Origin of the sequence: Pelodictyon luteolum DSM 273 (assembly GCF_000012485.1) — a bacterium.
GTDB lineage: Bacteria > Bacteroidota > Chlorobiia > Chlorobiales > Chlorobiaceae > Chlorobium > Chlorobium luteolum.
In genome coordinates, this window is record NC_007512.1 from 2,144,922 (window position 1) to 2,171,330 (window position 26,409).

23 protein-coding genes, 1 tRNA gene and 1 pseudogene are annotated in these 26,409 nt (G+C 59.5%); 9 read left to right on the forward strand and 16 right to left on the reverse strand.

Going from position 1 to position 26,409, the window contains the following annotated elements:
• Window positions 1-46: 46 nt before the first annotated feature.
• Together PLUT_RS09960 and PLUT_RS09965 are read left to right on the forward strand one after the other, a co-directional pair.
• Entirely contained in the window at window positions 47-676 is a 630-nt protein-coding gene (locus PLUT_RS09960; protein ID WP_157858191.1) for a type II toxin-antitoxin system Phd/YefM family antitoxin, read from the forward strand.
• Entirely contained in the window at window positions 658-939 is a 282-nt protein-coding gene (locus tag PLUT_RS09965; RefSeq protein ID WP_011358642.1) for a Txe/YoeB family addiction module toxin, read from the forward strand. Before PLUT_RS09960 ends, PLUT_RS09965 begins: the two co-directional genes overlap by 19 nt.
• A gap of 223 nt (window positions 940-1,162) precedes the next feature.
• On the opposite strand, the gene PLUT_RS11180 is transcribed toward PLUT_RS09965, so the two are convergent.
• Together PLUT_RS11180 and PLUT_RS09975 are read right to left on the reverse strand one after the other, a co-directional pair.
• On the reverse strand, window positions 1,163-1,618 hold the full coding sequence (locus PLUT_RS11180) for a hypothetical protein (RefSeq protein ID WP_049752401.1): 456 nt from the start codon (window positions 1,616-1,618) through the stop codon (window positions 1,163-1,165).
• A gap of 158 nt (window positions 1,619-1,776) precedes the next feature.
• Window positions 1,777-4,320 (reverse strand): ATP-dependent Clp protease ATP-binding subunit, encoded by a 2,544-nt coding sequence (locus PLUT_RS09975; RefSeq protein ID WP_011358644.1) that lies wholly within the window; start codon window positions 4,318-4,320, stop codon window positions 1,777-1,779.
• 343 nt (window positions 4,321-4,663) lie between these two features.
• Between PLUT_RS09975 and PLUT_RS09980 the strand changes: the two genes are divergently transcribed.
• Window positions 4,664-5,131 carry a hypothetical protein gene (locus PLUT_RS09980; protein WP_011358645.1) on the forward strand — a complete coding sequence of 156 codons (468 nt, stop codon included), beginning with the start codon at window positions 4,664-4,666 and terminating at the stop codon, window positions 5,129-5,131.
• 28 nt (window positions 5,132-5,159) lie between these two features.
• Here PLUT_RS09980 and PLUT_RS09985 read toward each other — a convergent pair whose 3' ends face one another.
• Genes PLUT_RS09985 through PLUT_RS09995 form a run of 3 tightly spaced genes read right to left on the reverse strand, consistent with a single transcriptional unit; the run spans window position 5,160 to window position 7,898 of the window.
• On the reverse strand, window positions 5,160-5,702 hold the full coding sequence (locus tag PLUT_RS09985; protein WP_011358646.1) for an AAA family ATPase: 543 nt from the start codon (window positions 5,700-5,702) through the stop codon (window positions 5,160-5,162).
• A gap of 46 nt (window positions 5,703-5,748) precedes the next feature.
• Window positions 5,749-7,083, reverse strand: coding sequence for a cobyrinate a,c-diamide synthase (locus PLUT_RS09990; protein WP_011358647.1), 1,335 nt, complete (start codon window positions 7,081-7,083; stop codon window positions 5,749-5,751).
• On the reverse strand, window positions 7,083-7,898 hold the full coding sequence (locus PLUT_RS09995) for an SDR family oxidoreductase (protein ID WP_011358648.1): 816 nt from the start codon (window positions 7,896-7,898) through the stop codon (window positions 7,083-7,085). Before PLUT_RS09995 ends, PLUT_RS09990 begins: the two co-directional genes overlap by 1 nt.
• Before the next feature lie 87 nt (window positions 7,899-7,985).
• Between PLUT_RS09995 and PLUT_RS10000 the strand changes: the two genes are divergently transcribed.
• Complete coding sequence (locus PLUT_RS10000) at window positions 7,986-8,828, forward strand: MBL fold metallo-hydrolase (RefSeq protein ID WP_011358649.1); 843 nt, start codon at window positions 7,986-7,988, stop codon at window positions 8,826-8,828.
• On the opposite strand, the gene PLUT_RS10005 is transcribed toward PLUT_RS10000, so the two are convergent.
• From PLUT_RS10005 to PLUT_RS10035, 7 genes and pseudogenes are all read right to left on the reverse strand, one after another.
• Window positions 8,815-9,399: an SRPBCC family protein gene (locus PLUT_RS10005; RefSeq protein WP_238974646.1), complete on the reverse strand. Its 585-nt coding sequence runs from the start codon at window positions 9,397-9,399 to the stop codon at window positions 8,815-8,817. The genes PLUT_RS10000 and PLUT_RS10005 overlap by 14 nt on opposite strands.
• Window positions 9,400-9,553: 154 nt before the next feature.
• Entirely contained in the window at window positions 9,554-9,961 is a 408-nt protein-coding gene (locus tag PLUT_RS12105) for a cysteine-rich CWC family protein (protein WP_338047148.1), read from the reverse strand.
• The gene (glpK, locus tag PLUT_RS10015; protein ID WP_011358652.1) at window positions 9,843-11,294 is read right to left on the reverse strand and encodes a glycerol kinase GlpK; all 1,452 of its coding nucleotides are present in this window, start codon (window positions 11,292-11,294) and stop codon (window positions 9,843-9,845) included. Before glpK ends, PLUT_RS12105 begins: the two co-directional genes overlap by 119 nt.
• A gap of 162 nt (window positions 11,295-11,456) precedes the next feature.
• On the reverse strand, window positions 11,457-12,194 hold the full coding sequence (locus tag PLUT_RS10020; protein ID WP_011358653.1) for a TIGR03915 family putative DNA repair protein: 738 nt from the start codon (window positions 12,192-12,194) through the stop codon (window positions 11,457-11,459).
• A gap of 59 nt (window positions 12,195-12,253) precedes the next feature.
• Window positions 12,254-13,087 (reverse strand): annotated as a pseudogene (locus PLUT_RS10025) (putative DNA modification/repair radical SAM protein); the annotation flags it as partial.
• Window positions 13,088-13,144: 57 nt separating this feature from the next.
• Window positions 13,145-13,218 (reverse strand) — tRNA-Pro (locus tag PLUT_RS10030).
• 360 nt (window positions 13,219-13,578) lie between these two features.
• Window positions 13,579-14,241 carry a DedA family protein gene (locus PLUT_RS10035; protein ID WP_011358655.1) on the reverse strand — a complete coding sequence of 221 codons (663 nt, stop codon included), beginning with the start codon at window positions 14,239-14,241 and terminating at the stop codon, window positions 13,579-13,581.
• A gap of 82 nt (window positions 14,242-14,323) precedes the next feature.
• Between PLUT_RS10035 and PLUT_RS10040 the strand changes: the two genes are divergently transcribed.
• The 5 genes from PLUT_RS10040 to serB are packed head-to-tail and all read left to right on the forward strand — an operon-like array spanning window position 14,324 to window position 21,111.
• On the forward strand, window positions 14,324-15,223 hold the full coding sequence (locus PLUT_RS10040; protein ID WP_011358656.1) for an alpha/beta fold hydrolase: 900 nt from the start codon (window positions 14,324-14,326) through the stop codon (window positions 15,221-15,223).
• Window positions 15,224-15,233: 10 nt separating this feature from the next.
• A complete protein-coding gene (locus PLUT_RS10045) occupies window positions 15,234-17,492 on the forward strand; it encodes a penicillin-binding protein 1A (protein WP_011358657.1) in 2,259 nt (752 codons plus the stop codon).
• 21 nt (window positions 17,493-17,513) lie between these two features.
• Complete coding sequence (gene guaA, locus PLUT_RS10050; protein ID WP_011358658.1) at window positions 17,514-19,055, forward strand: glutamine-hydrolyzing GMP synthase; 1,542 nt, start codon at window positions 17,514-17,516, stop codon at window positions 19,053-19,055.
• Between the two features lie 9 nt (window positions 19,056-19,064).
• A complete protein-coding gene (locus PLUT_RS10055; RefSeq protein WP_011358659.1) occupies window positions 19,065-19,853 on the forward strand; it encodes a sulfite exporter TauE/SafE family protein in 789 nt (262 codons plus the stop codon).
• A 37-nt stretch (window positions 19,854-19,890) separates the two neighbouring features.
• A complete protein-coding gene (serB, locus tag PLUT_RS10060; RefSeq protein WP_011358660.1) occupies window positions 19,891-21,111 on the forward strand; it encodes a phosphoserine phosphatase SerB in 1,221 nt (406 codons plus the stop codon).
• 70 nt (window positions 21,112-21,181) lie between these two features.
• On the opposite strand, the gene PLUT_RS12215 is transcribed toward serB, so the two are convergent.
• From PLUT_RS12215 to alaS, 4 genes are all read right to left on the reverse strand, one after another.
• A complete protein-coding gene (locus PLUT_RS12215; protein ID WP_041463935.1) occupies window positions 21,182-21,709 on the reverse strand; it encodes a 4Fe-4S dicluster domain-containing protein in 528 nt (175 codons plus the stop codon).
• 61 nt (window positions 21,710-21,770) lie between these two features.
• Entirely contained in the window at window positions 21,771-22,061 is a 291-nt protein-coding gene (locus tag PLUT_RS10070; protein ID WP_011358662.1) for a 4Fe-4S dicluster domain-containing protein, read from the reverse strand.
• A gap of 170 nt (window positions 22,062-22,231) precedes the next feature.
• On the reverse strand, window positions 22,232-23,614 hold the full coding sequence (locus tag PLUT_RS10075) for an FAD-dependent oxidoreductase (RefSeq protein WP_011358663.1): 1,383 nt from the start codon (window positions 23,612-23,614) through the stop codon (window positions 22,232-22,234).
• A 41-nt stretch (window positions 23,615-23,655) separates the two neighbouring features.
• Window positions 23,656-26,319, reverse strand: coding sequence for an alanine--tRNA ligase (gene alaS, locus PLUT_RS10080; protein ID WP_011358664.1), 2,664 nt, complete (start codon window positions 26,317-26,319; stop codon window positions 23,656-23,658).
• Window positions 26,320-26,409 lie beyond the last annotated feature (90 nt).

The following is a 26,409-nucleotide window of genomic DNA, read 5'->3' on the forward strand; positions in this document are numbered from 1 at the left end:
CGAACATGCCCGGCAGACCCCCGGTGACGAAGCCGGGCCTCCCCTGATGCGAGAAGCCGCTCAAAAAAAGAGCGGCTTCTCTGTTCCCCACGCCACCTGCGGGGGGCATGTCAGGAATAGTCATATCGCGCTCTTTTGCACGCTCCTGCATCAGTGTATGGTGTTCGAGGCGGAGTTTCTGTCGGGCTGCGTCAGTGGTGGCGGCGCGCATACGCATCCGGTAGTCGTTACGTTCGGCCGGCGTCATCAGCTGGCTACCGTAGATGGGCGCTTCTGCCAAGGTTGGGCAGGTGGCGCTGCTGGAAGCGAAGGTCGGATAGGATTATTGAACGTTATTGCAGATGAAGCCGTTGTATTTGTAAATTGTCATTCAACCATGAACACCTTAGCTATGATAGAGATTACCAGCACAGAATTGCGAAGAAACTTTGGCAAATATCTGGATATGGCCACAAAAAAACAGGAACAAGTACTTGTCCGTTACAGGAACAAGAGGCTGTTTACGTTGACTCTTGAGCCCGTTAGTGAGAGCCTCTCTGAAAAGGAGGAGAAGAACGATACGTATTTTGAACAGACTGAGGTGCGTGACTCAATCCTCCGTGGTCGTGCTGACGTCAAAGCGGGAAGAACGCGTAAGTTTACCGGCGTAAAGGATTTATGGGCAAATATCACGTAGAGCTTACTGAGGAGTTTGACAAACACCTTGCTCACTGGAAAAAAGTCGGAAATACAGCTATAATCAAGAAGATTGGAAAGATGATGCTTGAGCTGGAAAACCACCCAACCACAGGGATAGGTAAGCCTGAGCTACTGAAAGGTGATTTAGCCGGGCTATGGTCACGAAGACTAAACCAGCAACATCGAATGATTTATGAAATTGACGACGGTATTGTTACTGTCTATGTTCTTTCAGGTAAAGGGCATTACGACAACAAGTAACATCCCCATTGCCTGACCTTCAACCCTCGCCCCCCGGGCGGGGGACGGACGCCACGAACATGCCCGACAGCCCCTCGGTGACGAAGCCGGGCCTCCCCAGATGCGAGAAGCCGCTCAAAAAAAGAGCGGCTTCTCTGTTCCCCCCGCCAGTAATCCAACGAAGAAGCTGTCAGCTTTTTTGCGATGGCGGCAGAGGGAACTCCCACAGCGCCCTTACCGGACGCTATTTTTTGCCGCCGCCCATTCCGCCACCCATTCCGGGACCCATGCCGCCGCCACCCGCAGGAGGCATGTCAGGAAGAGTCATGCCGCGCTCTTTTGCACGCTCCTGCATCAGAGTATGGTGTTCGAGGCGGAGTTTCTGCCTGGCTTCGTCAGTGGTGGCGGCGCGCATGCGCATCCGGTAGTCGTTACGTTCGGCCGGCGTCATCATCTGGCTGCCGTAGATGGGCTCTTCTGTCACTTTGGCTGACGCTGGAGCCGGAGCGGCAGCTTTCGGCTGCATTACGACGGGAGCAGGCGGAGTCTTTTCGGCAGGCTTGGCCTGTGCCGACCCGGCCTCTGTTTTGGCCGGAGCGGCTGCCGGCTCGGCGGCCTCCTCGGCCCCAGACGCCATTGCCGGTCCCAGGATGAGCGCTCCGGCAAGGATCGGCAATGCAAACGTGTTTCTCTTCAACATGGTATTGTTCCCCCTTGGTGTAGTGGTTCGGGTTGGTTCAGCATATGCCGCTGCCGCAGCAACCCTTTCAGCGGCAGTAGCAACCGGCCGCCGCACCCTGCATCTGTGCAGGGTCGGACGTGGCCGGAGCCGGGTATGGGGGAGTGGAAAAAAACGGATTACTTGTCGAGCTTCTCTTCGCGTCTGCCTTTTTTGGCGGGTTCCGCGCCACCGTCGAGAAAGCGGAGCTCGTTCTCCTTTTCGTCGAAGCTGATGTGGATGGTGCTGCCTTCACTGAAACGGCCCTTGAGCATCTCCTCAGCCAGCGGGTCTTCGACATACTTCTGGAGCGCACGCTTCAGCGGCCGGGCCCCGTATTTCTGGTCGTAGCCCTTGTCGACAAGGAACGCCTTGGCCTTTTCGTCGATCTCGACCTCGATGCCCATCTCCCGGAGGCGCCGGAACAGCTTGCCTGCGGTAATGTCGATGATCTTGAAGATATGCTCCTTCTCAAGCTGGTGGAAGACCACGATATCATCGATGCGGTTCAGGAACTCGGGGTTGAATACCCGTTTCAGGGCATCCTCGATCGTGGACTTCATCGCCTTGTAGCTGCTGCCGACAGCATCATCCGGTGCGCTGAACCCCATGCCGGCGCCGATGCTCTTGATGTCCTTCGCCCCGATGTTCGAGGTCATGATGATGATGGTGTTGCGGAAGTCCACCTTGCGGCCGAGGCCGTCGGTGAGCACGCCCTCATCAAGCACCTGGAGCAGGATGTTGAACACATCCGGGTGCGCTTTTTCGATTTCATCGATCAGCACCACGGAGTAGGGCTTGCGGCGCACCTTCTCGGTGAGCTGCCCGCCCTCTTCGTACCCCACGTAGCCGGGAGGCGCTCCGACGAGTCGGCTGACGGAGAACTTCTCCATATACTCGCTCATGTCGGCGCGGATAAGGGCATCTTCAGTGTCGAAAATGTAGCGGGTCAGCGCTTTTGCAAGCTCCGTCTTGCCGACTCCTGTGGGACCGAGGAATATGAACGAGCCGATGGGACGCGAGGGGTCCTTGAGGCCGGCGCGGGTACGCTGGATGGCCTTGGTGATTTTCTTGATGGCTTCATCCTGGCCGATGACCTCCTTCATGAGGTCGGCCTCCATCGCGAGCAGCTTCTTCGATTCCGACTGGGCGACCCTGTCGACCGGTATGCCGGTCATCATAGCCACCACTGAGGTGATATCCTCAAGGGAAACATCGTAGACGGTTTCGGAGGCCTGGTCCTCCCACACCTGTTTGGCATGGTCAAGCGCTTCGATGAGGTTCTTCTCCTTGTCGCGGAGTCTGGCAGCCTCCTCGAAGTTCTGCATCTTCACGACCTGGTTTTTCTCGGTTTTCACCTCTTCGACCGATTTCTCGAGCTCAAGGATCTCCTGCGGCACATGGATGTTGCTGAGGTGCACGCGGGCTCCGGCTTCGTCCATGACGTCAATTGCCTTGTCCGGCAGGAAGCGGTCGGGTATGTAGCGGTCAGAGAGCTTGACGGCTTTTTCGATTGCCTCGTCCGAGTAGCGGACGTGGTGGTGCGATTCGTACTTCGACTTGATGTTGCCGAGGATCTGGATGGTTTCATCAACCGAGGCCGGCTCGACCATGATCTTCTGGAACCGGCGGTCGAGCGCACCGTCTTTTTCGATGTACTGGCGGTACTCGTCAAGCGTGGTAGCGCCTATGCACTGGAGTTCTCCGCGTGCGAGCGCGGGCTTGAAAATGTTGCTTGCGTCGAGCGAGCCGGAAGCGCCGCCGGCTCCGACGATGGTGTGCAGCTCGTCGATGAAGAGGATGACGTCGCGTGACTTCTCCAGCTCGTTCATGAGCGCCTTCATGCGCTCCTCGAACTGCCCGCGGTACTTCGTGCCGGCCACCAGGGCGGCAAGGTCGAGCGCCACGACGCGCTTGTCGTAGAGCACCCGGGACACCTTGCGCTGCACGATTTTCAAGGCGAGACCTTCAGCAATGGCGGTCTTGCCGACGCCGGGCTCACCGATGAGCACCGGGTTGTTCTTCTTGCGGCGGCTGAGCACCTGGGCAACCCGCTCAATCTCCTTCTCGCGCCCGATGATGGGGTCAAGCCGGTCCTCGATGGCGAGCCGGGTGATGTCGCGGCCGAAGTTGTCGAGCACGGGGGTCTTGGTGCGCTCGCTCTTGCGTTCCGCACCCTTGCTTACAGGACGCTCGCTGCCTCCCGATGAAAACGACTCCTCCATCGGCGGTTCGTCGGGCTCGCCGGCGCTGCCGCTGATGGCCTGCAGTTCGTCTCGCGCGAGGTCGTAGGTGACCCCGAACTGCTCAAGAATCTGTGAGGCGATGTTGTCCTCGCCTTTGAGAATCGAAAGCAGCAGATGCTCGGTGCCAATCACGCTGGACTTGCAGATTTTGGCTTCGAGGTAGGTGATTTTGAGCACCTTTTCAGCCTGCTTCGTCAGCGGGACATTGCCCAACTGCGTCGCCGGCACTTTCGGGTGCGTGCTGTCCTCTATTTTCTGTTTCAGTTTGAAGAGGTCTATCTTGAGGCTCTTCAGTATCCGGGCGCCGATCCCCTCGCCCTCGCGGATGAGGCCGAGCAGCAGGTGTTCGGTGCCGATATAGTCGTGGCCGAGCCGGAGGGCCTCCTCACGGCTGAGGCGGATGACATCCTGGACTCTGTTCGAGAAATTTCCTTCCATTGGGTATGTGCTGGTAAAAGTGTTGGCGGTGCGCCCTTTTGCGACAGGGTCCGCATACTGCAGTATTATATGAAGACAGCGGCTCAAAAACAATGACGAAAGAACCTCATATCCCCACACTTACCCTCCCGAGCTGCTCCAGGGGGTTGCAGGCGCCCTTCCGGGGTCCTATCTTCCTTTGACGACGGCCGCCCCTGAATTCTCTCACCAGTGGCATGTAATGATGAGAGTACCGGCGTGAGAATACCCGGTTGAGCATGCCGCCAAGGCACCCGTTCACACAACAGAACCCTGGGAACCCTCAAAAGGTTCTCTTTGCCCCATACCGACCGCCACCGAGCCCATGGACATCACCTACATCCTCATTGACGATGATAACCCACTGCACCGCGCGCTCTCTATCTGCCGCAGCGGCACCCTGAACAGCGTACAGCTCGAAGACAGCTCCTACCGGGTGTACGAGTCGCTCCCGATGGACTTCCACGACTATGCGGCCATGTTCCACTACGGCCTGCCGGAGGCGCTTCGGGAGCTGCCGTTCATTTCAGAAAGCGGCAACGGGTTCGACAGCTGGGACGAGGTGTTCCTGCACTGCAGCAGCCTGCCGGCAATGCTGAAGATCCTCCGGGAGGTGCGGGAGAGGATCGATCCCGACAACCCCGAGACCATCCTGCTCGGGTGGCAGGAGGAGCCGCCGGCGGCGTACCTGCGCGACATCGATCCGAAACGCTTTCTCCTGTTCCTCGACCGGATGGAAGGGTTCGTGCGGCGGGTGGAACGGGAAGGCAAAGACCTCGAGTTCATCCTTTAGGGTGCATGGCGAGCACGGGGAGAAGGGCTCAGCCGATTCCAGCCTCATGGAGCAGCCAGTCGGCTCGCTCTTCGACCCCGGCCCGGGGCACTTCGTGGATGCGGTAGCCGAGCCAGCTGTAAGTATCGTGGAGTGAACGGCTGAGAGCGGCGGATTCAGCCTCTGACTGCGGGCGCTCCCGGTCGTTGACATAGATTTCCGGCCAGGGAGGAAGAATGAACACCCTCCTGCTGTATCGGCACCCTCTGTGCGCTTCAAGGTAGTCGTCAGGAACAGGAAGCCCGGCATGGCGGAGGTAGCCGAACACGTCCGGCAGGCCCCGGTCGAAAAAGCAGGCACCCTTTCGCTTCATCGCATGGGCGTGCTGGCGGAGGATGGCGCGCAGAGCGAGTCGGGAAAACGCTTCAAGATCGGTCCACGGCAAAACGCCGCCCGGACGGCGGGCTTCGCGACGGATGATGTCCCGCGACACCTCCCGGTAACAGGCGAACCCACGCTTACGAAGCTCCTCGATGAGGGTGCTTTTCCCGCTGCCGGGACCGCCGGTGATGATGAACCGCCTTCCGTTCATGCTTCTGCCCTCACAGTTACCTTCACTGCTGCGTTATCTTCTCCCCTCATGCCTCAAGAAGCCACAGGGGAAACCCGGGCTCCGCCCCCCAGTACATATGGATATACGACGCAAAGGTGTTCCCTTTGCGGTAGACGGGGGTCCCGGAAACCTTGCCGCTTGCCGTAGTGACATTGGCGATGCTCTCAAGCGGGCCTGAACGGAGCAGCTTCGAGTAGTGGAACTCGTGGCCGCGCAGCTCCCCCGTAAAGCCTTGAAGCTTGAGTGAGCGGTAGCCGAGGGTGAGGGAGGCCTGCTGCATCGTGGTCTCGAGGTCAAGCACGCCGCACATGGGGTGCCGGCTGCCGTCGGCAAGCGTGATGGCCTCTGCGAGGTACATCATGCCGCCGCATTCCGCCCAGGTGCGCCCGCCCGAGCGGCAGTATGCGGCAACGGCCCCGCGCATCGCAGTATTGCGTGCGAGCTGCTCCGCATAGAGTTCGGGATAGCCTCCTGCAAGGCAGACAAGATCCGCTTCCGGCAGGCGGTCGTCCTCAAGCGGGCTGAACCATTCGATGCGGCCGTAGCGCCGGAGCACCTCGAGGTTTTCCTGGTAGAGAAAGCTGAACGCCTCATCGCGCGCTACGGCAATGACCCGCTTTCCACCGGTCCCTCGAGGAAGGTCGGCAGGCGCCTCTGGACGCGGCACTGCCGAGAGAGCCAGCAGGCGGTCGATGTCGAGGGTTTCGGCAACATGGTCGGCCATGCGTTCAATCACGCCTTCCCGGTCGTACGACACGGAGGTGTTCAGGCCGAGATGGCGTTCGCTGATGGCGATAGCTTCATTTTTCGGCACATAGCCGAGCGGTTCGACGCCGGCGTCCCGGGCTGCGGCTTCCAGATAGCTGTAGTGCGACGGGGTGTTGACCCGGTTGAAGATGACGCCCGAGAGATTCAGACGCGCGTCGAAGGTGCGGAACCCGTGAAGCAGCGGTGCGGCTGAATAAGCCATGCTCCGGGCGTCGACAACCATCACCACCGGAAGGCCGAGCAGTTTTGCGATTTCAGCGCTGCTCCCCCGATCCTTTTCCGCCCCGTCGAACAGCCCCATCACCCCTTCCACAACAGCCACGTCAGCATCCGCCGACCAGCGGCCGAACAGCTCCCGGGCGTGCGCCGGAGGAGCCATGAAGGTATCAAGGTTGATGCCCAGGCGCTCACGCCCCTCAACTGAAGCAGCCATGCCGTGCAGGCGGGTGTCGAGGTAGTCGGGGCCGCACTTGAAGGGCTGCACCCCGAGCCCCCGTCTTGAAAGAAGGCGGAGGAGGGCGAGCGTCAGGGTCGTTTTACCCGAACCGCTGGAGGGGGCGGCAATGAGGAACGCGCTGAAGGGGGCAATCATCAGAGGTCGGCCATCGGATCAGGGTGGAGGAAGGTGTAGCCGATGGCATTCTCCAGCTTGCGGCTGCTGACGATCTTGAAGGGAGCGTCTCCTCCGGCTGCCGGGGGCAGGGGTACACCGGCCTTTTCGGCAGCTTTCGTGTAGTAGTCGATGCGCTTCGGGTGCACGGAGCTGCAGGCGTTGAACACCTCCCCCCACTGGCCGAGCCGTATGATCTCCATCATGATGGCGATGCAGTCATCGCGGTGGATGAGGTTCATCGGCTGGCTGGGTGCCGTAATCTCCTTCATGCGCCCGAGGTAGTTAGAGGGCGTACGGTCGTATCCGACGAGGCCTGCAAATCGCAGCACCGTCGTCTGGAACCCTCTCTCCTGCATGAGCATCTCCTCCACCGTAAGGAGCGCACGGCCCGACGGGGAGTCCGGTTCCAGAGCGTCCTCCTCCACAACCTCACGGTTGAGGGCGGGGTAGACGGACGTTGAACTCACCATGAGGACATGATGGACCGGGGAGAGACGGATGGCATCGATCAGCGAGGAAAACTGCAGCACATGGTACTCTTCAATATCATCTCTGCGCTCCGGCGGGAAGTTGATGATGAGGGTGTCGCTCTGCAGGAAGTCCGCAACCTCGTCGCCCTCAAGCTCCGGATCGAGGCTGAGCAGATAGGGTTCGATGCCCGCTTCCTGAAGCAGGGAGACGTGATCTTCGGAGGTCGTGGATCCTTTGACCGGGAAGCCCCGCGAAGACAGTTCCGCTGCGAGCGGAAGGCCCAGCCAGCCGCAGCCGAGGATGCTTATGGATTCGTTCTGCATTGGTGTATGTTGATGGTTAATTCGGAATGTGGGCAAATATACATAGCTTTCACGATTTATAAACCATTCGCTAAACCATTCACCCCAATGCCAGTGAAGGGAAACATCACCGTTACGGTCATCGTCGACAACAACGCCCTTCCGGGCTTCGCCGCAGAACACGGCTTTTCGCTATGGATTGAAACATCGGGGATGAGGATGCTGTTCGACCTGGGCCTCGGCCCCGCATTCCGGCCGAACGTCCTGCAGCTCGGCATAGATCTCAGGACCATGGACGCCCTGGTGCTCAGCCACGGCCATTACGACCATACCGGCAGTGTCCGTGAAGCACTCGAGGCAGCACCGCATGCAAGGGTGTGCCTCCACAGGGGGGCGTTCACCGACCGGTGGAGCATCCGCGGAGGCACGGCAAAACCGACCTCAATGCCCGAATCCTCACGAAACGCCATCAAGGCGCTCAGGGAAGGACAGGTATGCTACGCTCTCGGCCCTACGGAGCTCGCTCCGGGAGTGTGGGTGACGGGGCCGGTGCCGAGGCTGAGGGAGTTCGAGGACCCGGGCGGACCGTTCTTCCTCGACACTGAAGGCAAGATTCCGGACCCGATTGAAGACGACATGTCGCTCTGGATTGAAACCCCGGAAGGGCTTGTGGTAATGGCAGGATGCTGCCACTCGGGCATCATAAACACCCTGGAGTTCATCACCCGTACCACAGGAGAGCATCGGATAGCGGCCGTGATGGGCGGACTGCACCTCTCTTCGGCCTCTCAGGAACGGATCCTGCGAACGGCCGGGGAGCTCAAGCGCCTCGGCGTCCGGCGTGTGGTCACAAGCCACTGCACGGGTGAGGCGGCAACGGAACAGTTCAGGGAGCTGCTGGCATGCCCGGTTGAAGGAAGCCTTGCCGGCATGCGCCTTACTCTGCCTTGAATGCAGGCGGCTGCAGATGCTCGGCCCGCTTTTTCATGGCGTTCAAAAGTCCGGGAAGGTCTTTTTTCTGCACCTTCCTGACAAACATCGCAGGGGCGAAAAAATCCGGCTTGATTTCCGCAACGAAGGTCAATAGCACCCCCCGGCCAAGAGGATCATCGCTGATCCGCCACTCCCCGTTATAGACCTTGAAGTCACCTCTCGTCTGACGGAACACGAGCCGGCGCGGCCGCTCGCCCTTCAGGCGCAGCTGTATATGCACGGTCTTCCGGAACAGCAGCACCCCGGTGCGGCCGGTCTGGAACATCTCCTGCTCGCGGCCGTTGTCGGACAACAGGCCGCTCTCTTTCACGTTCGGCAGAAACTGCCAGTGGTGATCATAATCGGTAATGACGTCCCATACCTGATCGGCGGCGGCCTGCACCCGGATCCGGCCGGTGACGCCGGTGAGGCCATCTCCCATCGACTCGGTTGTGACCACGGCCTCCCCCCGCTGCAGTTCCTCGAGCTCTCCAGCCGAGAGCGCAGGTACGGAGGGAAGCGCCGGGGCCGTCGTCGGCAAGACCAGCATGAACCACACGAGAAACGCGGCGCCCGGGGCCATTATTCTCGCAGCACTCCTCTGGATCCGGCATGTCAGCATCTTGAAGGGTGTTATGATGGGAGTTATGATGGGAGTTATGGGAGTCCGCATACCCGCAACATACCCGCTTGAGAGAGATCCCCTATCCATCCTGCTCCTTCTGCATACCTGCAGCATCTTCGGCGATGAGGCGATCGAGGCAGGCGGGGCAGACGCAGGTGGCGTAGCGGTCGGCAAGCCAGCTTTTTACGGACTCCGGGAGGGTGCGCCCTGCGCACCAGCAGGAAGGTGAGTTCCAGCAGGTGAAAGTAGCGCCGCAATTCGGGCAGGTGCGCTGTAAGGGTGTGCCGGCATGGGATGCATCGCTGTGTGTCATCACGCCTGAATGTTGTCTTGGTTGTCGGTTACCTTTGTCTCTCCGATAGCACCCACTAGCAAGCAAGCGTCTGGCAAAGGGCCTTACGCCATCCATCGAAGAGAGAGCGGCGAAGCCCGTCCTCCATCGCTGGAAGAAACAGGTCCCCTTCCATCTGGAGTGCCGGAAGCTCATCGGCCCGCTGCCACAATCCGCACTGCAGGCCGGCAAGCGAAGCGGCTCCGAGGGAGGTCGACTCAATGTTTTTCGGACGCTTCAGCCGGATGCCGAGGATATCGGCCTGGAACTGCATAAGAAAGCTGTTCGATACCGCTCCGCCGTCCACGGTGAGCGAGCCGGCAGCCATGCCCGTATCGGCCCGCATGGCCGCAAACACGTCGGCGGACTGGTAGGCGATGGACTCCAGTGCAGCACGCACAATCTGGGGGCGGCCGCTCCCCCTCGTGAGGCCGACAATCGTTCCACGGGCGTCCATCTGCCAGTGCGGAGCGCCGAGTCCGGTGAAGGCAGGCACCATGTAGACCCCGCCGTTCGAGCCCGCCTCCACGGCAATGGCTTCGGTTTCGGCAGCACTTCCAATGATGCCGAGAGCGTCGCGCAGCCACTGCACCACAGCTCCACCGATGAACACGGAGCCCTCAAGGGCGTAGCAGGGCCGGCCGTCAGGCTGTATGGCAAGGGTGGAGAGCAGACCGCTTTTAGAGCGGACCAGTTCGCCGCCGGTGTTCATCACCATGAAACAGCCGGTGCCGTAAGTGTTCTTGACGCTTCCGGCCTCAAAGCAGCACTGCCCGAACAGGGCCGCCTGCTGGTCTCCCACGACAGCGGCAATCGGCACGCCCCGGAGCCCCGGAATATCCACCACGGTACCGTACCCGTCCATGGAACCGCGCACTTCCGGCAGCATGGAGGCCGGCACCCCGAACAGCTCCAGAAGGCCGGGGTCCCACTGCTTTGAGCGGATATCGAAGAGCATGGTCCGCGATGCGTTGGTGAAATCGGTGGCATGGGTGCGGCCTCCGGTCAGATTCCAGACGAGCCAGCTGTCAACGGTACCGAAAAGGAGGGTGCCGGGATCGAGCTCGGGATGGGCCTCGAGTATCCAGCGGATCTTGGTGGCACTGAAATAGGCGTCGAGCGGAAGACCGGTCGCAAGAGTGATCCGCTCCTGCTCGGCCTGGTAGCGGCGGCAGATGTCGGCGGTGCGACGGCACTGCCATACGATGGCGTTGTGGACCGGCCGGCCACTCACCCGGTCCCATACGATGGTGGTCTCCCGCTGGTTGGTGATGCCAAGGGCCGCAATGGGGCCCGGATACTCGCGGCGAACCTCCCCTACGCACTCCAGAACACTCCGCCAGATCTCCATCGGATCATGCTCCACCCACCCCTCCCGGGGGTAGTGCTGGGTAAGTTCACGGTAGCTTCTCGAAACTGAAGCGCCTTCGGCATCGTAGACGATGCAGGTGGTTCCGGTGGTTCCCTGGTCGATGGAGAGAATGGCCATGGAGGTGCAACGAATGAAGTGGATGAATCCTGCTGATGCAACATATGCGACATGACCGACGGGTCATCAAGCCCTTAGCGAATCAACCATTTTAATGCAGATCCATGCATAAAAGTGGGACATTTTAAAGCACAGCAATGAATAAAAATGGCACAACCGCCCTCACTCCCCCGGCTTTTCGACCAGATACTTCCAGTACTTCATCGGCATGTTCGACTTCTGGAGCCGGGAGTCCTTTCTGTCAGCGATGGCTATTGAGCTGAAAAAGACCTTCCAGAGCGCCTGCACCTTCATTTCGTCCTCGCTGTGAGGCGGATTCGTAAACTCTTCGATGGCGCCGAAACGGAGCTCCCGCTGGTGCCAGCGGGCGGCGGTACGACGGCCTGCATCATAAATAAACCAATCCTCCGCCTTGAGCCTCCTGCTGAAATAGTAGGCAAGCGGCTGGAGGATGTTGCTCTCGGGCTCCATTCTGGCGAGGTAGGCCCCGTCACGGAGCTTTTCAAAGCGCAGGAGCCCTTTCATGCGGTGCAGCTCACGCGATGTTTTTTTGGCAGTTGCGACAATCTCCTTCACTGAAGGGTCGGTGAGGAAAGCGTTGACGTCCGCTCCGCTTTGGAGCGACAGCATGAGGTAGCAAACGAGGCTCCCCTCCATCCCCTTTTTTTCAGCGAGCAGGAACGTGAAGAGCGTTCGGGCCGCTTCGGGTGCATCGTGGCGGAGCCGCAGGAAGAATTCCGAGGCCCTTTCTGTGTCAGTCGGTACCATCGCCCCCTCCTCGAACAGGGTGTCCTCCCGTACAGCGAGCACAGCCTCCTCCGGGTGGGCATCGGTATCGAGAATGAAGGAGATGGCCGAAAGCAGGCCTTCGGCGGTTCCGTCGTAAAGATAGCTGTTCATGCAGGCATAGGGAAAAGGCCGGGAAGCACAAGCTGGCGTGGCTCCGACGGCGGTGAAAGGAGCCGATGCTCGCGAAGCAGCGGAGGAGCTGGAAGCGCGGGAAGACGGCTGTCATCGTTGACGGATATGAATGCCGAGTAATATACGCGCTTGAGATGCATTTTCCGGTACAGCCCTTCGGATAGTCGCAGGATCTGGAAATCGGATTCGGGGCTGGCGCCGATGATCATCTGCGTGCTCTGGCCCAGAGGAGCGAAGCTGGGAGCATGACGACTCCGGCGGCGTTCAGAAATGCTTGTAGTGATACCTCTGCCGATAGCAGACATGGGACCAAGGATGGCGTCCTTCTTCTTCTCGGGAGCCAGCCGTTCGAGCGAAGCTGCGGAGGGAAGTTCGATGTTCACGCTGATGCGGTCGGCACAGAGCCCTGCCCTATCAACCAGTTCGCTGCTGCAGCCGGGAATGACCTTCAGGTGGATGTACCCCCCGAACCCTGCCTCCTCACGGAGCAGTTCAGCAACCCGCACCATCCTCTCCATGGTATAGTCAGGACTTCCGAGCACGGCGGAACTGAGGAACAACCCCTCAATGTAGTTGCGGCGGTAGAAATCAAGCGTAAGGGAGACGACCTCCCCCGGACTGAACGAGGCACGCTCCACCTGGCTGCTCCTGCGATTGACGCAGTAGGCGCAGTCATAGGAGCAGTCGTTGGAAAGAAGGATCTTCAACAGGGATATGCAGCGTCCATCGTCGGACCAGCCGTGGCAGATACCACCCGAAGAAGCGTTGGCGGTGCCGGAGGACGCGCCATTCCGCCTGCTTCCGCTGGAAGCGCACATTGCATCATAACGCGCCGCGCCCGAAAGAATACGCAGTTTGGAGAGGGTGTCCATACCCTGAATATAAAAAAACAAGCCGCCCTTAAAGGCGGCTTGTGCGGGTATTTTCTGTCGGCGTAGCGGGATTTGAACCCACGACCCCTTCCACCCCAAGGAAGTGCGCTACCAGGCTGCGCTATACGCCGATACATGTCAATGCGGGTAGAAAGTATAAAAAAAATCTGTGGATTACTATAATATTTTTTCCCTGCAGCACCAGCCAGCGGAGCACCCGCTCACCTCAAAGCAAAAGTTGTCAACATCAGTCCACATTTCTGTCAGAAAAAATCAGATCCAGTCTGGTGACGCAAAACGATACAGCGGAACCCGGGCAAAACCGGTATTACAATACAATAAAACAACTTAACCGATAACCAGAATCACCTGTCGGCACAACACTCCATTGCAGAACTGAGCGGATGGACAGTTGTTCCACAAGTTGTCAACATTCTTTCAACATTGTGGACAACTTGCGGAACAGCAGAGAGGGCGGGGCTTTCGGGGCTTCAGCGGCGCAGGAAACGATGCTTCAGGTATTCCACAACGGGAGGAAGGATGGAGAAGATTATGATGGCGAGGATCAGCAGCTTGAAGTTCTCCTGCACGAACGACAGCTGCCCGAAAAAGTATCCGCTGTAACAGAAGAGCCCGACCCAGAGGAGAGCGCCCGTGATATTGAAAAGAATGAAGCGGCCGTAGGCCATGGCGCCGATGCCGGCGACGAATGGAGCGAAGGTGCGGACAATCGGCACAAAACGGGCGATGATGATGGTCTTGCCGCCGTACTTCTCGAAAAAGTGCCTGGTCTTGATGAGATGTGAGGGGTTGAAGATCATCGAGCGCTCGTAATCGAACACCTTTGGGCCTACCTTGTGGCCTATCCAGTAATTGAGGGTGTCGCCGAGCACTGCGGCCGTGAAGAAGACAAGAAAGAGCAGGTGCGGATCAAGGGCGGAACCGGCGACAGATGCCAGCGACCCGGCGGCGAAAATCAGCGAGTCACCCGGAAGGAACGGCGTGACGACAAGGCCCGTTTCAGCGAACACGATGAGGAAGAGGATCAGGTAGAGCCAAAGACCGTACTCTGCGGCAAGCACCTGGAGGTGGGTGTCGATATGCATGATGAAATCGACGAGGGCGCTGGTGAGGTCGAGCGGCGAATAGTGCATCGGGAAAGGGGGGTGGCTGAAAAAAAGTATTATTAGTTATTATATTAACTTTTCTCTTCCCGCAAAAGAACTGAACTGCCCCATGAGCTATTTCCCGACGAAGCGATGCCGGCTCTATTATGAGGATACCGCCGAATCGGATCCTTCGGCCATAGGGCGCCCTGCGGTGCTCTTCGTCAACGGCTGGGCCATCTCCGCCCGGTACTGGAAGCCGGTGGTGGAGCTGCTCTCCCCCTCCTACCGCTGCATCACCTACGACCAGAGCGGAACTGGACGGACGGTGATCAAAGGCCACAGCCCGTCGTTCACGATTGCGGGGTTTGCCGAGGAAGCCGGGGCACTCATCGAGCATCTCGGTCTCGACCGCCCGAAGAACCTCCACATCGTCGGCCACTCGATGGGCGGGATGGTTGCAACTGAACTCGCACTCCGTTACCGGGACGCACTGCTCTCGGCCACAATCATTGCCTGCGGCATCTTTGAAGAGACCCCATTCACAACTCTCGGTCTCTTTTTCCTCGGAGGGCTGATCGATGTCTCCCTGAGCTTCCGCAACATCTTCCAGGCCGGCCCGATGAAGACGCTATTCATCAAGCGTGCGGCAGCAAAGGATATCGGCAGGGAGTACAGCGACATCATCATAGAGGACTTCACCAGCTCAGACCGCGACGCGACAATCGCCGTGGGGAAATTCTCGATCGATCCCGAAGCGCTCCGGGCCTATACGCGCCATGTCATCGAAATACCCGCTCCGGTGCTCTGCTGCGTCGGCATGGAAGACCATACCATCCCCCCCGAGGGAACCATCACGCTCTACAATACACGCAGGAAAAAGTCGGCAGCACCGACAACGCTTCTCAAGTTCCAGGACCTCGGACACCTGCCGATGCTCGAAAACACGGCCGGGTTTGCCGATGGGCTGAAAAAACATTTTGATTCCTCGTCTCTTTTTCATAAAAAGGCGACTGACCCTATACGATAACGACACAGCAATGGATGCAACAATTTCAAGACTGAACCTGAACGTGTACACCTCATTATCCAGACTCTTCGTCATTCTCTCTCTTTCTTTAGCCGCCATCGCCTCGAACCCGCCCGAAGCCCGGGCAGGCTCCTCCATTCTCGGCCTGCCGAGCCTTGAGGAGCTCGAAAACCCGAACCCGGACCTCGCATCCCTCGTCTATTCAGAGGACGGTGTGCTCCTCCACAAGTTCTTCCTGAAGAACCGGACCTTCGTCCCCCTGCGTACGATTCCGATGTCGGTCCGCAATGCGCTGATCGCCACCGAGGATGTGGAGTTCTACCGCCATTGGGGCGTCGACATGCGCCGTCTGGTGCTCGCCATGGGCGAAAACATCCTGAAGGGCCGAACCCGCTGGCACGGAGCGAGCACCATCACCCAGCAGCTGGCCAAGAACCTCTTCCTGAGCCAGGAACGGACCGTCACGCGCAAGATGAAGGAGTTCGTCACGGCCGTCGAGCTTGAGAAAACCTACACGAAAAACGAGATCCTCGCCCTCTATCTCAACACCGTCTACTTTGGATCGGGAGCATACGGGGTCGAAGCTGCGTCGCGGACATACTTCGGCAAGCCTGCAAGCCAGCTGAATCTGCCGGAGAGCGCAACCCTCATCGCAACCCTGAAAAACCCGACCGCCTACAACCCGGCAAAAAACCCGGCTGGTTCCATCGGCAGACGGAACCTGATCCTTTCTCTGATGGCAAAGGAAAAGTTCATCACCGAAGCACAGGCCGCCAAGGCAAAACAGGCACGGCTGGTCCTCAAGTACACCCCTGCGACCCATCACGGCGCAGCGCCGTATTTCACCGAGTACATCCGCCAGACCGTTAAACCTGCTTCGATGCTCGGCGACGTCAACCTCTACCGTGACGGGCTGACCATACAGACCACCCTCGACAGCCGAATGCAGAAGTATGCCGAAGCGGCGGCCAGAGAGCACCTGGCAACCCTGCAGGCAACATTCGACCAGTCGTGGCGCTGGACTGAACCGCTGAAGAACCAGCTCATCCGTGAAAGCGCACGCTACAAGGAAATGCGCGAGGAAGACGGTCTCACCGACGCCGCAGCCATGGCAAAGCTCAAGAGGGACCGGGTATGGCTCAACGGCCTGCTCCGCGACAAGACCCGCATTCAGGTCGCGCTTGTAGCCATAGACCCCTCCAACGGTCACGTGAAAGCCTGGGTCGGCGGCAACCAGTTCGCCTCCGAGGACTACAAGTACCAGTTCGACCATATCTGGCAGGCGCGCCGCCAGCCCGGCTCGACCTTCAAGCCGTTCGTCTACACCGCAGCGATAGACAAGGGCATCCCCGCCAACTTCCAGGTGCTCGACAAGCCCCTCTCGCTGCAAAGCGGAGGCGGCATATGGTCGCCCCGGAACTCGGACGGATCCTCGGGTGGATGGACCACCCTGCGCTCGGCCATTGCCCGCTCACTGAACCAGGTGACGGTGCGCCTTGCCTATGAGCAGCTCAGCACCGCCGACATCATCAGCTATGCCCGCAGGATGGGCATCTCTTCGCCCATCCCATCGAACCTCTCCATCGCACTCGGCACCGCCGAAGTGTCTCCGCTTGAACTGGCAGGGGCATTCTCGACCTTCGCCAACAACGGGGTATGGAACCAGCCGGTATCCATACTGAGGGTCGAGGACAAGAACCACCATCTCATCTCCGAATACGTGCCGAACAGCCGCTTCGCCATCGACTCCACCACCAACTTCGTGATGGTCTCGATGCTGAAGGACGTCATCAATAAAGGCACCGGCATCGCAGTCCGCGCCCGCTACGGCCTTGAAATGGAAGCCGCCGGAAAGACCGGCACCACCCAGAGCCTCCGCGACGCATGGTTCGCCGGCTTCACCCCTCAGCTGGTCGCAGTGGTCTGGACCGGGTTCGACGACGAACGCATCAAGTTCACCTCCATGGAGTACGGCCAGGGCGCACGCGCCTCACTGCCCATCTGGGCCGGCTTCATGAAGCGCTGCTATGCCGATCCGTCACTCGGCCTTGAGAACCGCTATTTCCGCATCCCGGAAAATGTCATCGCAGTGCCGATATCCTCGACGTCCAACCGGCCCTCCGACCTGTTCGACAGCGATGTCTACATCGAGTACTTCACCCCGAAAGGGTTCCAGAACTACCAGCAGCATCCCGAACGGACAGAAAACGCCGTGCCGGACACATCAAGAGGCCCTGCGGCTGTTCCCGCTGAACAGCCTTCATTTTAATACAACCACAACCGCGCTCCCATGCAATCTGTCCTGGTACTGGATTTCGGATCACAATACACCCAGCTGATCGCCCGCCGTATCCGCGAACTCGGCATCTATTCCGAGATCCTCCCATACAGCACCACGCCTGAGGCCATACGGGAACATGATCCCAAGGCGATCATTCTTTCCGGCGGCCCTACGAGCGTCTACGGCGAATCGGCCATCCTGCCGCACCCCGGCATTTTCTCGCTCGGCCTCCCCATCCTCGGCATCTGCTACGGCCTGCAGGCCATTGCCAACCATTTCGGGGGTGCGGTTGAAAGCTCTTCAAAGCAGGAGTTCGGCCGTGCGAAAATCCTGGTCGACAGGACGGAAGGCCACGAAAGCATGCTGTTCAAGGACATTCCGGATTCGGACGTATGGATGAGCCACGGCGACAAGGTGACCCGCATGCCTGAAGGGTTCCAGATTACCGCCAGCAGCGGCAACTCGGAAATGTGCGCCATCGAGAGCTTCGGCCCGAAGGCCGCCCTCAAGATCTACGGCCTGCAGTTCCACCCCGAGGTACAGCATACCCTCTACGGCAAACAGCTTCTTTCGAACTTCCTCATCAACATTGCCGGCATACGGCCCGACTGGTCGTCGAAAAGCTTCATCGAGCACCAGATCGAGGATATCCGCCAGCGCGCCGACAAAGGAACGGTCATCTGCGGCATCAGCGGCGGCGTCGACTCCACCGTGGCGGCAGTCCTTGTCAGCAAAGCCATCGGCAAGCAGCTGCACTGCGTCTTCGTCGACAACGGCCTGCTCCGCAAGAACGAAGCCCGGAAGGTGATGGAGTTCCTTAAACCCCTCGGCCTGAACATCACCCTTGCCGACTCCGCGGACCTCTTCCTCGGACGCCTTAAAGGGGTGGCCTCTCCCGAAAAGAAACGCAAGATCATCGGACGCACCTTCATCCGCGTCTTTGAAGAGCATATCAACGAGGAGAAGTTCCTCGTCCAAGGGACCCTGTACCCCGACGTCATTGAAAGCCAGAGCGTGAAAGGACCTTCGGAGACGATCAAGTCGCACCACAACGTGGGCGGCCTGCCGAAGCGCATGAAACTGAAACTCATCGAACCGCTCCGTGAGCTCTTCAAGGACGAGGTCCGCGCCGTCGGCCGCGAGCTCGGCATTCCGGAAGACATCCTCATGCGCCACCCCTTCCCGGGCCCGGGCCTCGCCGTCAGGGTGCTCGGCTCACTCACCAGGGAGCGGCTTGACATACTCCGCGAAGCCGATGAAATCTACATCGACGAGTTGAAGTCCAGCGGGCTCTACCAGCAGGTATGGCAGGCGTTCTCCGTACTGCTTCCTGTCCAGTCGGTCGGCGTGATGGGTGACAAGCGCACCTACGAGAACGTGCTTGCACTGCGTGCCGTGGAGTCCACCGACGGCATGACGGCCGACTGGGCCCACCTCCCGCACGACTTCCTCGCAAAAGTATCGAACAGGATCATCAACGAGGTCCGCGGCATCAACCGTGTCGCCTACGACATCTCATCGAAACCCCCGGCCACAATCGAATGGGAATAATACAGTAGCATGCAGCAGAAAAATGCTTACGGGTTTCTTGCCGGCGTCATCATAGGAACACTAGGCGGCCTTATCGGGCTGGGCGGTGCTGAGTTCCGCCTGCCGCTCCTGATTGGATTCTTTGGCTTTCCGGCACTGGAAGCAGTGATTCTGAACAAGGCGATGAGCCTGGTGGTCGTAGCATCAGCGTTGCCGTTCAGGGCAGGAGCTGTCTCATGGAGCCTGCTTGCCGAACACTGGCAGATTGTCATGAACCTGCTTGCAGGAAGCCTGCTGGGAGCTTGGACGGGTGCGGGATGGGCCACAAAGCTTCGATCAAAAGGGTTATACAAAATCATTGCCATCCTTCTTGTCGTCATCGCAGCCATAATGATCAGCAGCCATATGATGGAGGGTGCCGGCAGTCCGATGCTGGAGAATGCTCTACTGCTGGCACTCAGCGGAGCAGTTGCAGGGTTCGCCATCGGCGTTGTTGCCGCCCTGCTCGGTGTTGCCGGCGGGGAACTGCTTATCCCGACGCTCGTGATTCTCTTCGGCGTCGACATCAAGCTTGCCGGCAGCCTGTCTCTAGCCGTCAGCCTGCCAACCATGCTGGTCAGCTTTACCCGTTACAGCCGCGACCGGAGTTTTTCAGTCCTCGGCGCCAATAAGCCGTTTCTCTTCCTTATGGCGGCGGGCTCCATCGCCGGAACCTGGATTGGAGGCCGTTTACTCGGCGTTGTTTCTGAAACCGTACTGATCCCGATGCTCGTCCTGCTTCTGCTGCTGTCCGCCCTCAAGGTATGGAAGCACCAGTAAACACCTCCACCAAGAACATCCATTGTAACGAGAAGGCATGAAAGAACTCCTCCTCATCAATATTTCAGGCCCGGACCGTCCGGGCCTCACCGCATCCATCACCGGGGTGCTCTCCAGCCACCTGATTCCGGTGCTCGACATCGGCCAGGCCGTCATCCACGACCATCTCGCACTCGGCATGCTGGTGGAAATCCCCGGCGGATCGGACTCGGCCGCCATCATGAAGGACCTCCTCTTTAAAGCGCACACCCTCGGCCTGCAGCTCACCTTCACGCCGGTCACCGAGACCGAGTACGCCCGGTGGGTCGACGAGCAGGGCAAAACCCGCCACCTGCTCTCGCTGCTCGGACGCAGGATCACCGCAGAACACCTCGGACAGGTGACTTCCATAGTCGCCGCCCACGGCCTGAACATCGACACCATAAACCGCCTCTCCGGGCGTGTCCCCCTCGAAAACGCGACGACGGATGACATAACGAAGGCCTGCGTAGAGTTTTCGGTGCGCGGCACCCTCCAGAATGAAGCGAAGTTCCGCGAGGAACTGCTCATCGTCACCGACACGCTCGGCATCGACATCGCATTCCAGGAAGACAACATCTTCCGCCGCAACCGCCGTCTCGTAGTGTTCGACATGGACTCAACCGTCATCACCTCCGAGGTGATCGACGAACTGGCCCTTGAAGCGGGTGCAGGGGCCGAAGTGTCCGCCGTTACAGAGCGTGCGATGCGCGGTGAACTGGACTTCTCTGAAAGCCTCCGCCAGCGGGTCATGAAACTGCAGGGACTGGAAGAAGGTGTCCTTGAGAAGGTCGCCCGGCGACTGCAGCTCACCGAAGGAGCCGAAACCCTCTTCCACAACCTGCACAACCTCGGCTTCAAAACCGCCATCCTCTCCGGCGGGTTCAGCTATTTCGGGAGGTTCCTGCAGAAGAAGCTGAAGGTCGACTACGTCTATGCCAATGAACTGGAAATCAAGGACGGCAAACTCACCGGCAACGTGATAGGACAGGTGGTGGACGGAAAAAGGAAGGCTGAACTGCTGGAGCACATCGCAGGAAAGGAGAACATCCGCCTCGAGCAGACCATCGCCGTCGGCGACGGAGCCAATGACCTTCCCATGCTCGCAAAAGCCGGACTCGGCATCGCCTTCCGCGCCAAACCCATTGTGCGCGAAAGCGCCCGCCAGGCCATCTCGACCCTCGGCCTCGACGCCATTCTCTACCTCATGGGCTTCCGCGACCGCGACAGCCTGCGTTAAACAATCACCGTGCGCCCGCCCGGGGCGACGGGCAGAGCCTCCCGGACGCTCCAGGTGTTGAGGGGGTATGTCAGTCGATGTATTCCACGAACTGCAGGAAATCTGCGGCGGGAGGAAGAGTGATCGCGCCTGAGGTGCAGATGGGCACGCAGCGGGTGCAGAGCACCACACAGCTGTAGGGGTTGGCGACGATCAGTTTCGGGCGGTGGATGCCGGCGGGGTCGGGCGGTCCCGGCTCGAATACCCCCGGCCGGCAGAGTACCTTGCAGTCGCCGCAGCCGTTGCATAGCTCAGGCTTGATGGTCGGGTACCAGGGGATCTCCTCTCTTGGAACCGTGAGACGTTTCTTCATTTTTACCTGAGCCTTACCCTCCACCGTTGCGGGTTTCGGTGGGCAGACGGGCGCAGATGGAGCGCTCGGTGCCAATGAGGGTGCCTGCGGAACAGATGGCGGGACCGCTGCGGCAACAGCCCCGTCCTCGAAACCGCCCATGGAGCGCGACTTCTGCAGGCGCCGCAGGGAACGGACAGGGCGACAGAGGCAACCCTCGCAGGTGGGTTTTTCACACCTTCCGGAAAAACAGTCAAGAATCAGCATACGGAGTCATAAACCCCTGGAGCTTCACAGCGATGCATCCAGGGCACTTGTCGTTACGGGTTCAATGGATGAGTTCCACAAAGTGTTCGAAATCGGCAGCAGCCGGAAGCGTTATCGCACCCGACGGGCACCGGGGTTCACAACGGGTGCAGAGCACCACGCAGTTGAAGGGGTTCATGACCGTCATCTTCGGACGCCCTGCACCAACCTCAAGCGCGGGGCCGAACACCCCCGGCCGGCAGATATCCATACACTCTCCGCATCCATTGCAGAGTTCCGGGTCAATCACTGGAAACCATGCAATCTCTTCACGCGGAGCTGTGAGGCGTTTTTTCTGTCGTGGAGTGGTCATTGGGTGGTCATTGGGCGGTCATTGAGAGCGTCATTGAGAGAGTCATTGAGAGAGTCACATGGTTCGCTTCTCTCATGTGAAAGAACGCTGAAAAGCCTATCGCCCCCATCTGTCCTGCACCAGGGGGTGCAGGACGGAGAGAGGAGGCAAAAGTTTCGAGGGGGGAACCATCAGCTCTGTTTCTCGGCACAGCGGTCGAGATGGCGGAGCTTTATTTCCACGGCTTCGGCAGCCTTGAGCAGCGGGTAGCCGGTGGGCGGGCCGGTAAGCAGCGGATGGGTACCGAACTGCAGGGTGAGGAGTTCGTTGATGGTCATCTTCGTCTCGATGATGACACCGATGACGTTGATCAGCTCGCCTGCGCTGTTGCCGCCGGTGACCGCGCCGCCGAGCACGAGGCCGGATTCACGGTTGACGATGAGCTTGACGAACTGCGTAGCGGTGCCGGGCATGGATTTCGGGTGCTTGTCGATGCCCTCGAACCCTGCAGACACAACATCGAACCCGCGCTCTTTGGCGAGGCATTCGGTCACGCCTGCCGCAGCGAAGGTGATGCCGCCGATCGCGGTAGAGAAGATGGAGATGGTGCCGCCGAAGGTGCGGAGACGGGAGAGGCCGAAGAGGTTCATACCGGCGATCCTTGCCTCTGAGACGGCCGTTGAGGCGAGCATCAGGCCCTTGACGATGCGGGTGATGAAGGAGAACTTCTCGGCGCAGTCACCAACGGCGAAGATATCCTTGTCCTCGGTGCGCATGTACTCGTCGACACGGATGGCACCAAGCTCATTGATCTTGATGCCGGCTTTTTCGGCAAGCGTGACGTTCGGGGCGTAGCCGGTGGCGAGGATGACGGCGTCGGCAGGAACCGAGTCGCCGCTCTCAAGCAGCACCCTCGACACCTTCCCGTTTTCTCCAGCGAGCTCATGGACCTTTTCACCGGTGCGGAGCACAATGCCGCGATCCCTCAGTATCCCTTCGGCCTGCAGCGACAGATCGCTGTCGAATGCGAGGCTGAGCACATGCGGCAGCACTTCGACAAGCGTGATCTGTTTGCCTTTCTTCGAGAGCTCGTCGGCCATCTCGACGCCGATGAACCCGCCGCCGATGATGACGATGCGCTCGCATGACTCAAGGCGCCGGCGTACATCAGCAAGATAGTTGCGGTCTTTAGGAATGGTGAAGACATTCTGGAGATCCCGCCCCTTGAGCCAGCCCGGAACCCTCGGCAGTGAGCCGGTGGCAATGACGAGCTTGTCGAAGGTGATGGTCACTCCATTGGCTGTGGTTGCGGTCTTTGTCGAACGGTCGAGTGAGACCACCTCGTCGATGAGGAGCTCGACACCGGCACCTTCGATATGTGCATTCGGGATCACGTTCTGCTCGATGCCCTGAAGGGTACCGAACACATAGGGAATCCCGCAGGGAACCACGGCTTCAGCTTCCTTCCTGACGATCAGAAAACTTTTGGCGGCATAAAACGCCTTGCCTGTCGTGGCTGCGGCTATACCTGCGGCACTGCCGCCTATTACGAGTACATCTACGCTCTTCTGCATCATCGCCCCTTCTTATTGTTTAGTACTGCATTACGTTACAACTATACTGCTCCTGCAATCCTACGAACGTCTTCAGCAAAAATCCTGCATGCTTCCGCGACCCCATCGGGGTTTTTCCCGCCTGCTGTTGCAAGCTCCGCCCTGCCGCCTCCGCCGCCCTTGACGGCTGCTGCTGCAAGACGGATCAGCTTTCCCGCGTCGATGCCTTTTTCCTTCACCGCCACGTCCGATGAAAACGCCGCAAGCGACACCTTCCCGTCGGCGATACTGCAGAGCAGGCCGGCCGAAACGGGAAGTTTTTCACGGAGCGCCATGGCCGCCGAACGGAGGGTATCGGCGTCGACACCTTCGAGCACCTTCGTCACGATCCGGCACCCACCAATCTCCTCGGCCGATGTGGCATCACGGACGAGCGCGTCGATCACCGAAGCACTTTTGAGTCCGGCCAGTTCTTTTTCAAGTTCCTTCTTTTCCTCCTGCAGTTCGGCCAACTTCTCTGCGACAGCCTCATCCGCCTTCAGTTTGAGCTGCTGGCGCACATCCTGGAGTTCATGATACTCTTTCCAGAGGAGCATTTCGGCCGCACGGCCGGTGAGCGCCTCGATTCGGCGGATGCCGGCGGCTGCGGAGGACTCGCTGATGATCTTGAAGATGCCGATCTGGCCGATGTTGTCGACATGGGTGCCGCCGCAGAGCTCCGCAGAGATGCCCGGCACTTCGACCATCCTGACACGCTCAGCGTACTTGTCACCAAAGAACGCAAGAGCCCCTTTGGCGATGGCCTCATCGTAGGGAAGGTCGGCGTGCTTGGAAACGTGTGCGGCACAGCGGATATGTTCGTTCACTTCAGCCTCAACAGCCTGGATCTCTTCGGGCGTCATTTTTGAAAAGTGGCTGAAGTCGAACCGCAGACGCTCTGAGGTGACGAACGAGCCTTTCTGCTGCACGTGGCTGCCGAGAATGCGGCGGAGCGCGGCGTGGAGCAGGTGGGTTGCGGTATGGTTTCGCTCGGTTTCCTGACGGAGGATGCGCTCAACCGATGCATCAACGGGAGTGGCCTCTTCAATCACTATGTCCATAGGATCGATCTCGGTGTCACGGACCTTGTCGAAGGCGCGGCTGACAACGTGGACGAACGAGTCGCCGTCCTTCCGGGTGTCGGTCACCTGCATGCGGTAGGCAGCACTCTCCAGCCATCCCCGGTCGCCTGTCTGGCCGCCGCTTTCGGCATAGAAGGGAGTCTCGGCAAGGACCAGAAGAAGATGGCCCGAAGCATGGGCGGCGCCAATGATGGTTGAGGGCATTGCAAGGCGGTCGTAACCGAGGAAGGTGGTGGCATGGCTGTCGCTGAACCACTGCCAGCTGCCGGCACCATCTCCGGTCTGCTGTTTTTCACGCCTGTCACTTCTGGCACGGGATTTCTGCTCCTGCATGCAGTGCTCGAAGCCTTCGCCGTCGACATCAAGGCCTGCCTCGGTGGCAAGCAGACGGGTGAGGTCGAACGGGAACCCGTAGGTGTCGTAGAGCTTGAAGGCATCTTCTCCCTTCAGCATCCTGCCTCCAGCCCGGGCCGTTGCTGCCGCCAGTTCGCCGAAGATCTCCATGCCGCGGTCAAGTGTCGTGATGAAGCTCTCCTCTTCTGCCCGTATGATGCGCTCGACCGCATCACGGCGGTCGCGCAGCTCGCCGAACACGTCGCCCATGGAGTCGGCAAGCGTACCGACAAGCTGATGGAGGATGGGACCGCTGCAGCCAAGGTCCCTTGAGTAGCGAAGCGCCCGGCGCAGGATGCGGCGAAGCACATAGCCGCGCCCTTCGTTCGAAGGCATGGCACCGTCGGAAAGGGCAAAGGTGAGGGTGCGGGCATGGTCTGCAATCACCCGCATGGCGATGTCCTGACGCCCGTCCATCGAAGCGCCGTAGGTGACGCCCGTCAGCTCCGAGAGGCGCTGAAAGAGCGGGAGGAAAACATCCGTATCATAGTTGGAGGCCTTTGACTGCATGACGGCGCATACGCGCTCGAAGCCCATGCCGGTATCGACATGGCGCTGCGGCAGCGGCTCGAGCCGGCCGTCCGGCTGGCGGTCATACTGGATGAAGACAAGGTTCCATAACTCTATGGCCCGGTGGTCACCGGCGTTGACGAGTTCTTTTCCGGAGCCGTCGGGGGTGAGGTCGATATGGATTTCAGAACAGGGACCGCAGGGGCCGGTTTCGCCCATCTCCCAGAAGTTGTCCTTGTCGCCGAAGCGGAGGATGTGGGAGGGCTCGATTGAGGTCTTCTCCGCCCAGATGCGGGCGCTTTCATCGTCGTCGTGGTAGACGGTGGCGTAGAGCCGGTCGGCCGGCAGTTTCCATACTTCGGTGAGGAGCTCCCAGGCCCAGCTGATGGCTTCCTCTTTATAATAGTCGCCGAACGACCAGTTGCCGAGCATCTCGAAAAAGGTGTGGTGGTAGGTATCGCGCCCCACGTCTTCAAGGTCGTTGTGCTTGCCGGAAGCGCGGATGCACTTCTGGGTGTCGGCTGCACGGGTGTATGGCCTCGTGCCCTTTGCAAGGAAGACGTCCTTGAACTGGTTCATGCCGGCGTTGGTAAAAAGAAGCGTCGGGTCGTCGGCAGGAATGACCGGAGCGGAACGGACGATGGTGTGGCTCTTTGCGGCAAAAAAATCCAGGAAGGACTGCCTGATTTCTCGGGAATGCATAGCGAGGGTGAATCTGGTTTCTGTAGGGCCGTTTATGCCTTGAAGGCTCAATGGGCTGGCTCTTTCGGCGACAAAGTTAACCTTTTTACG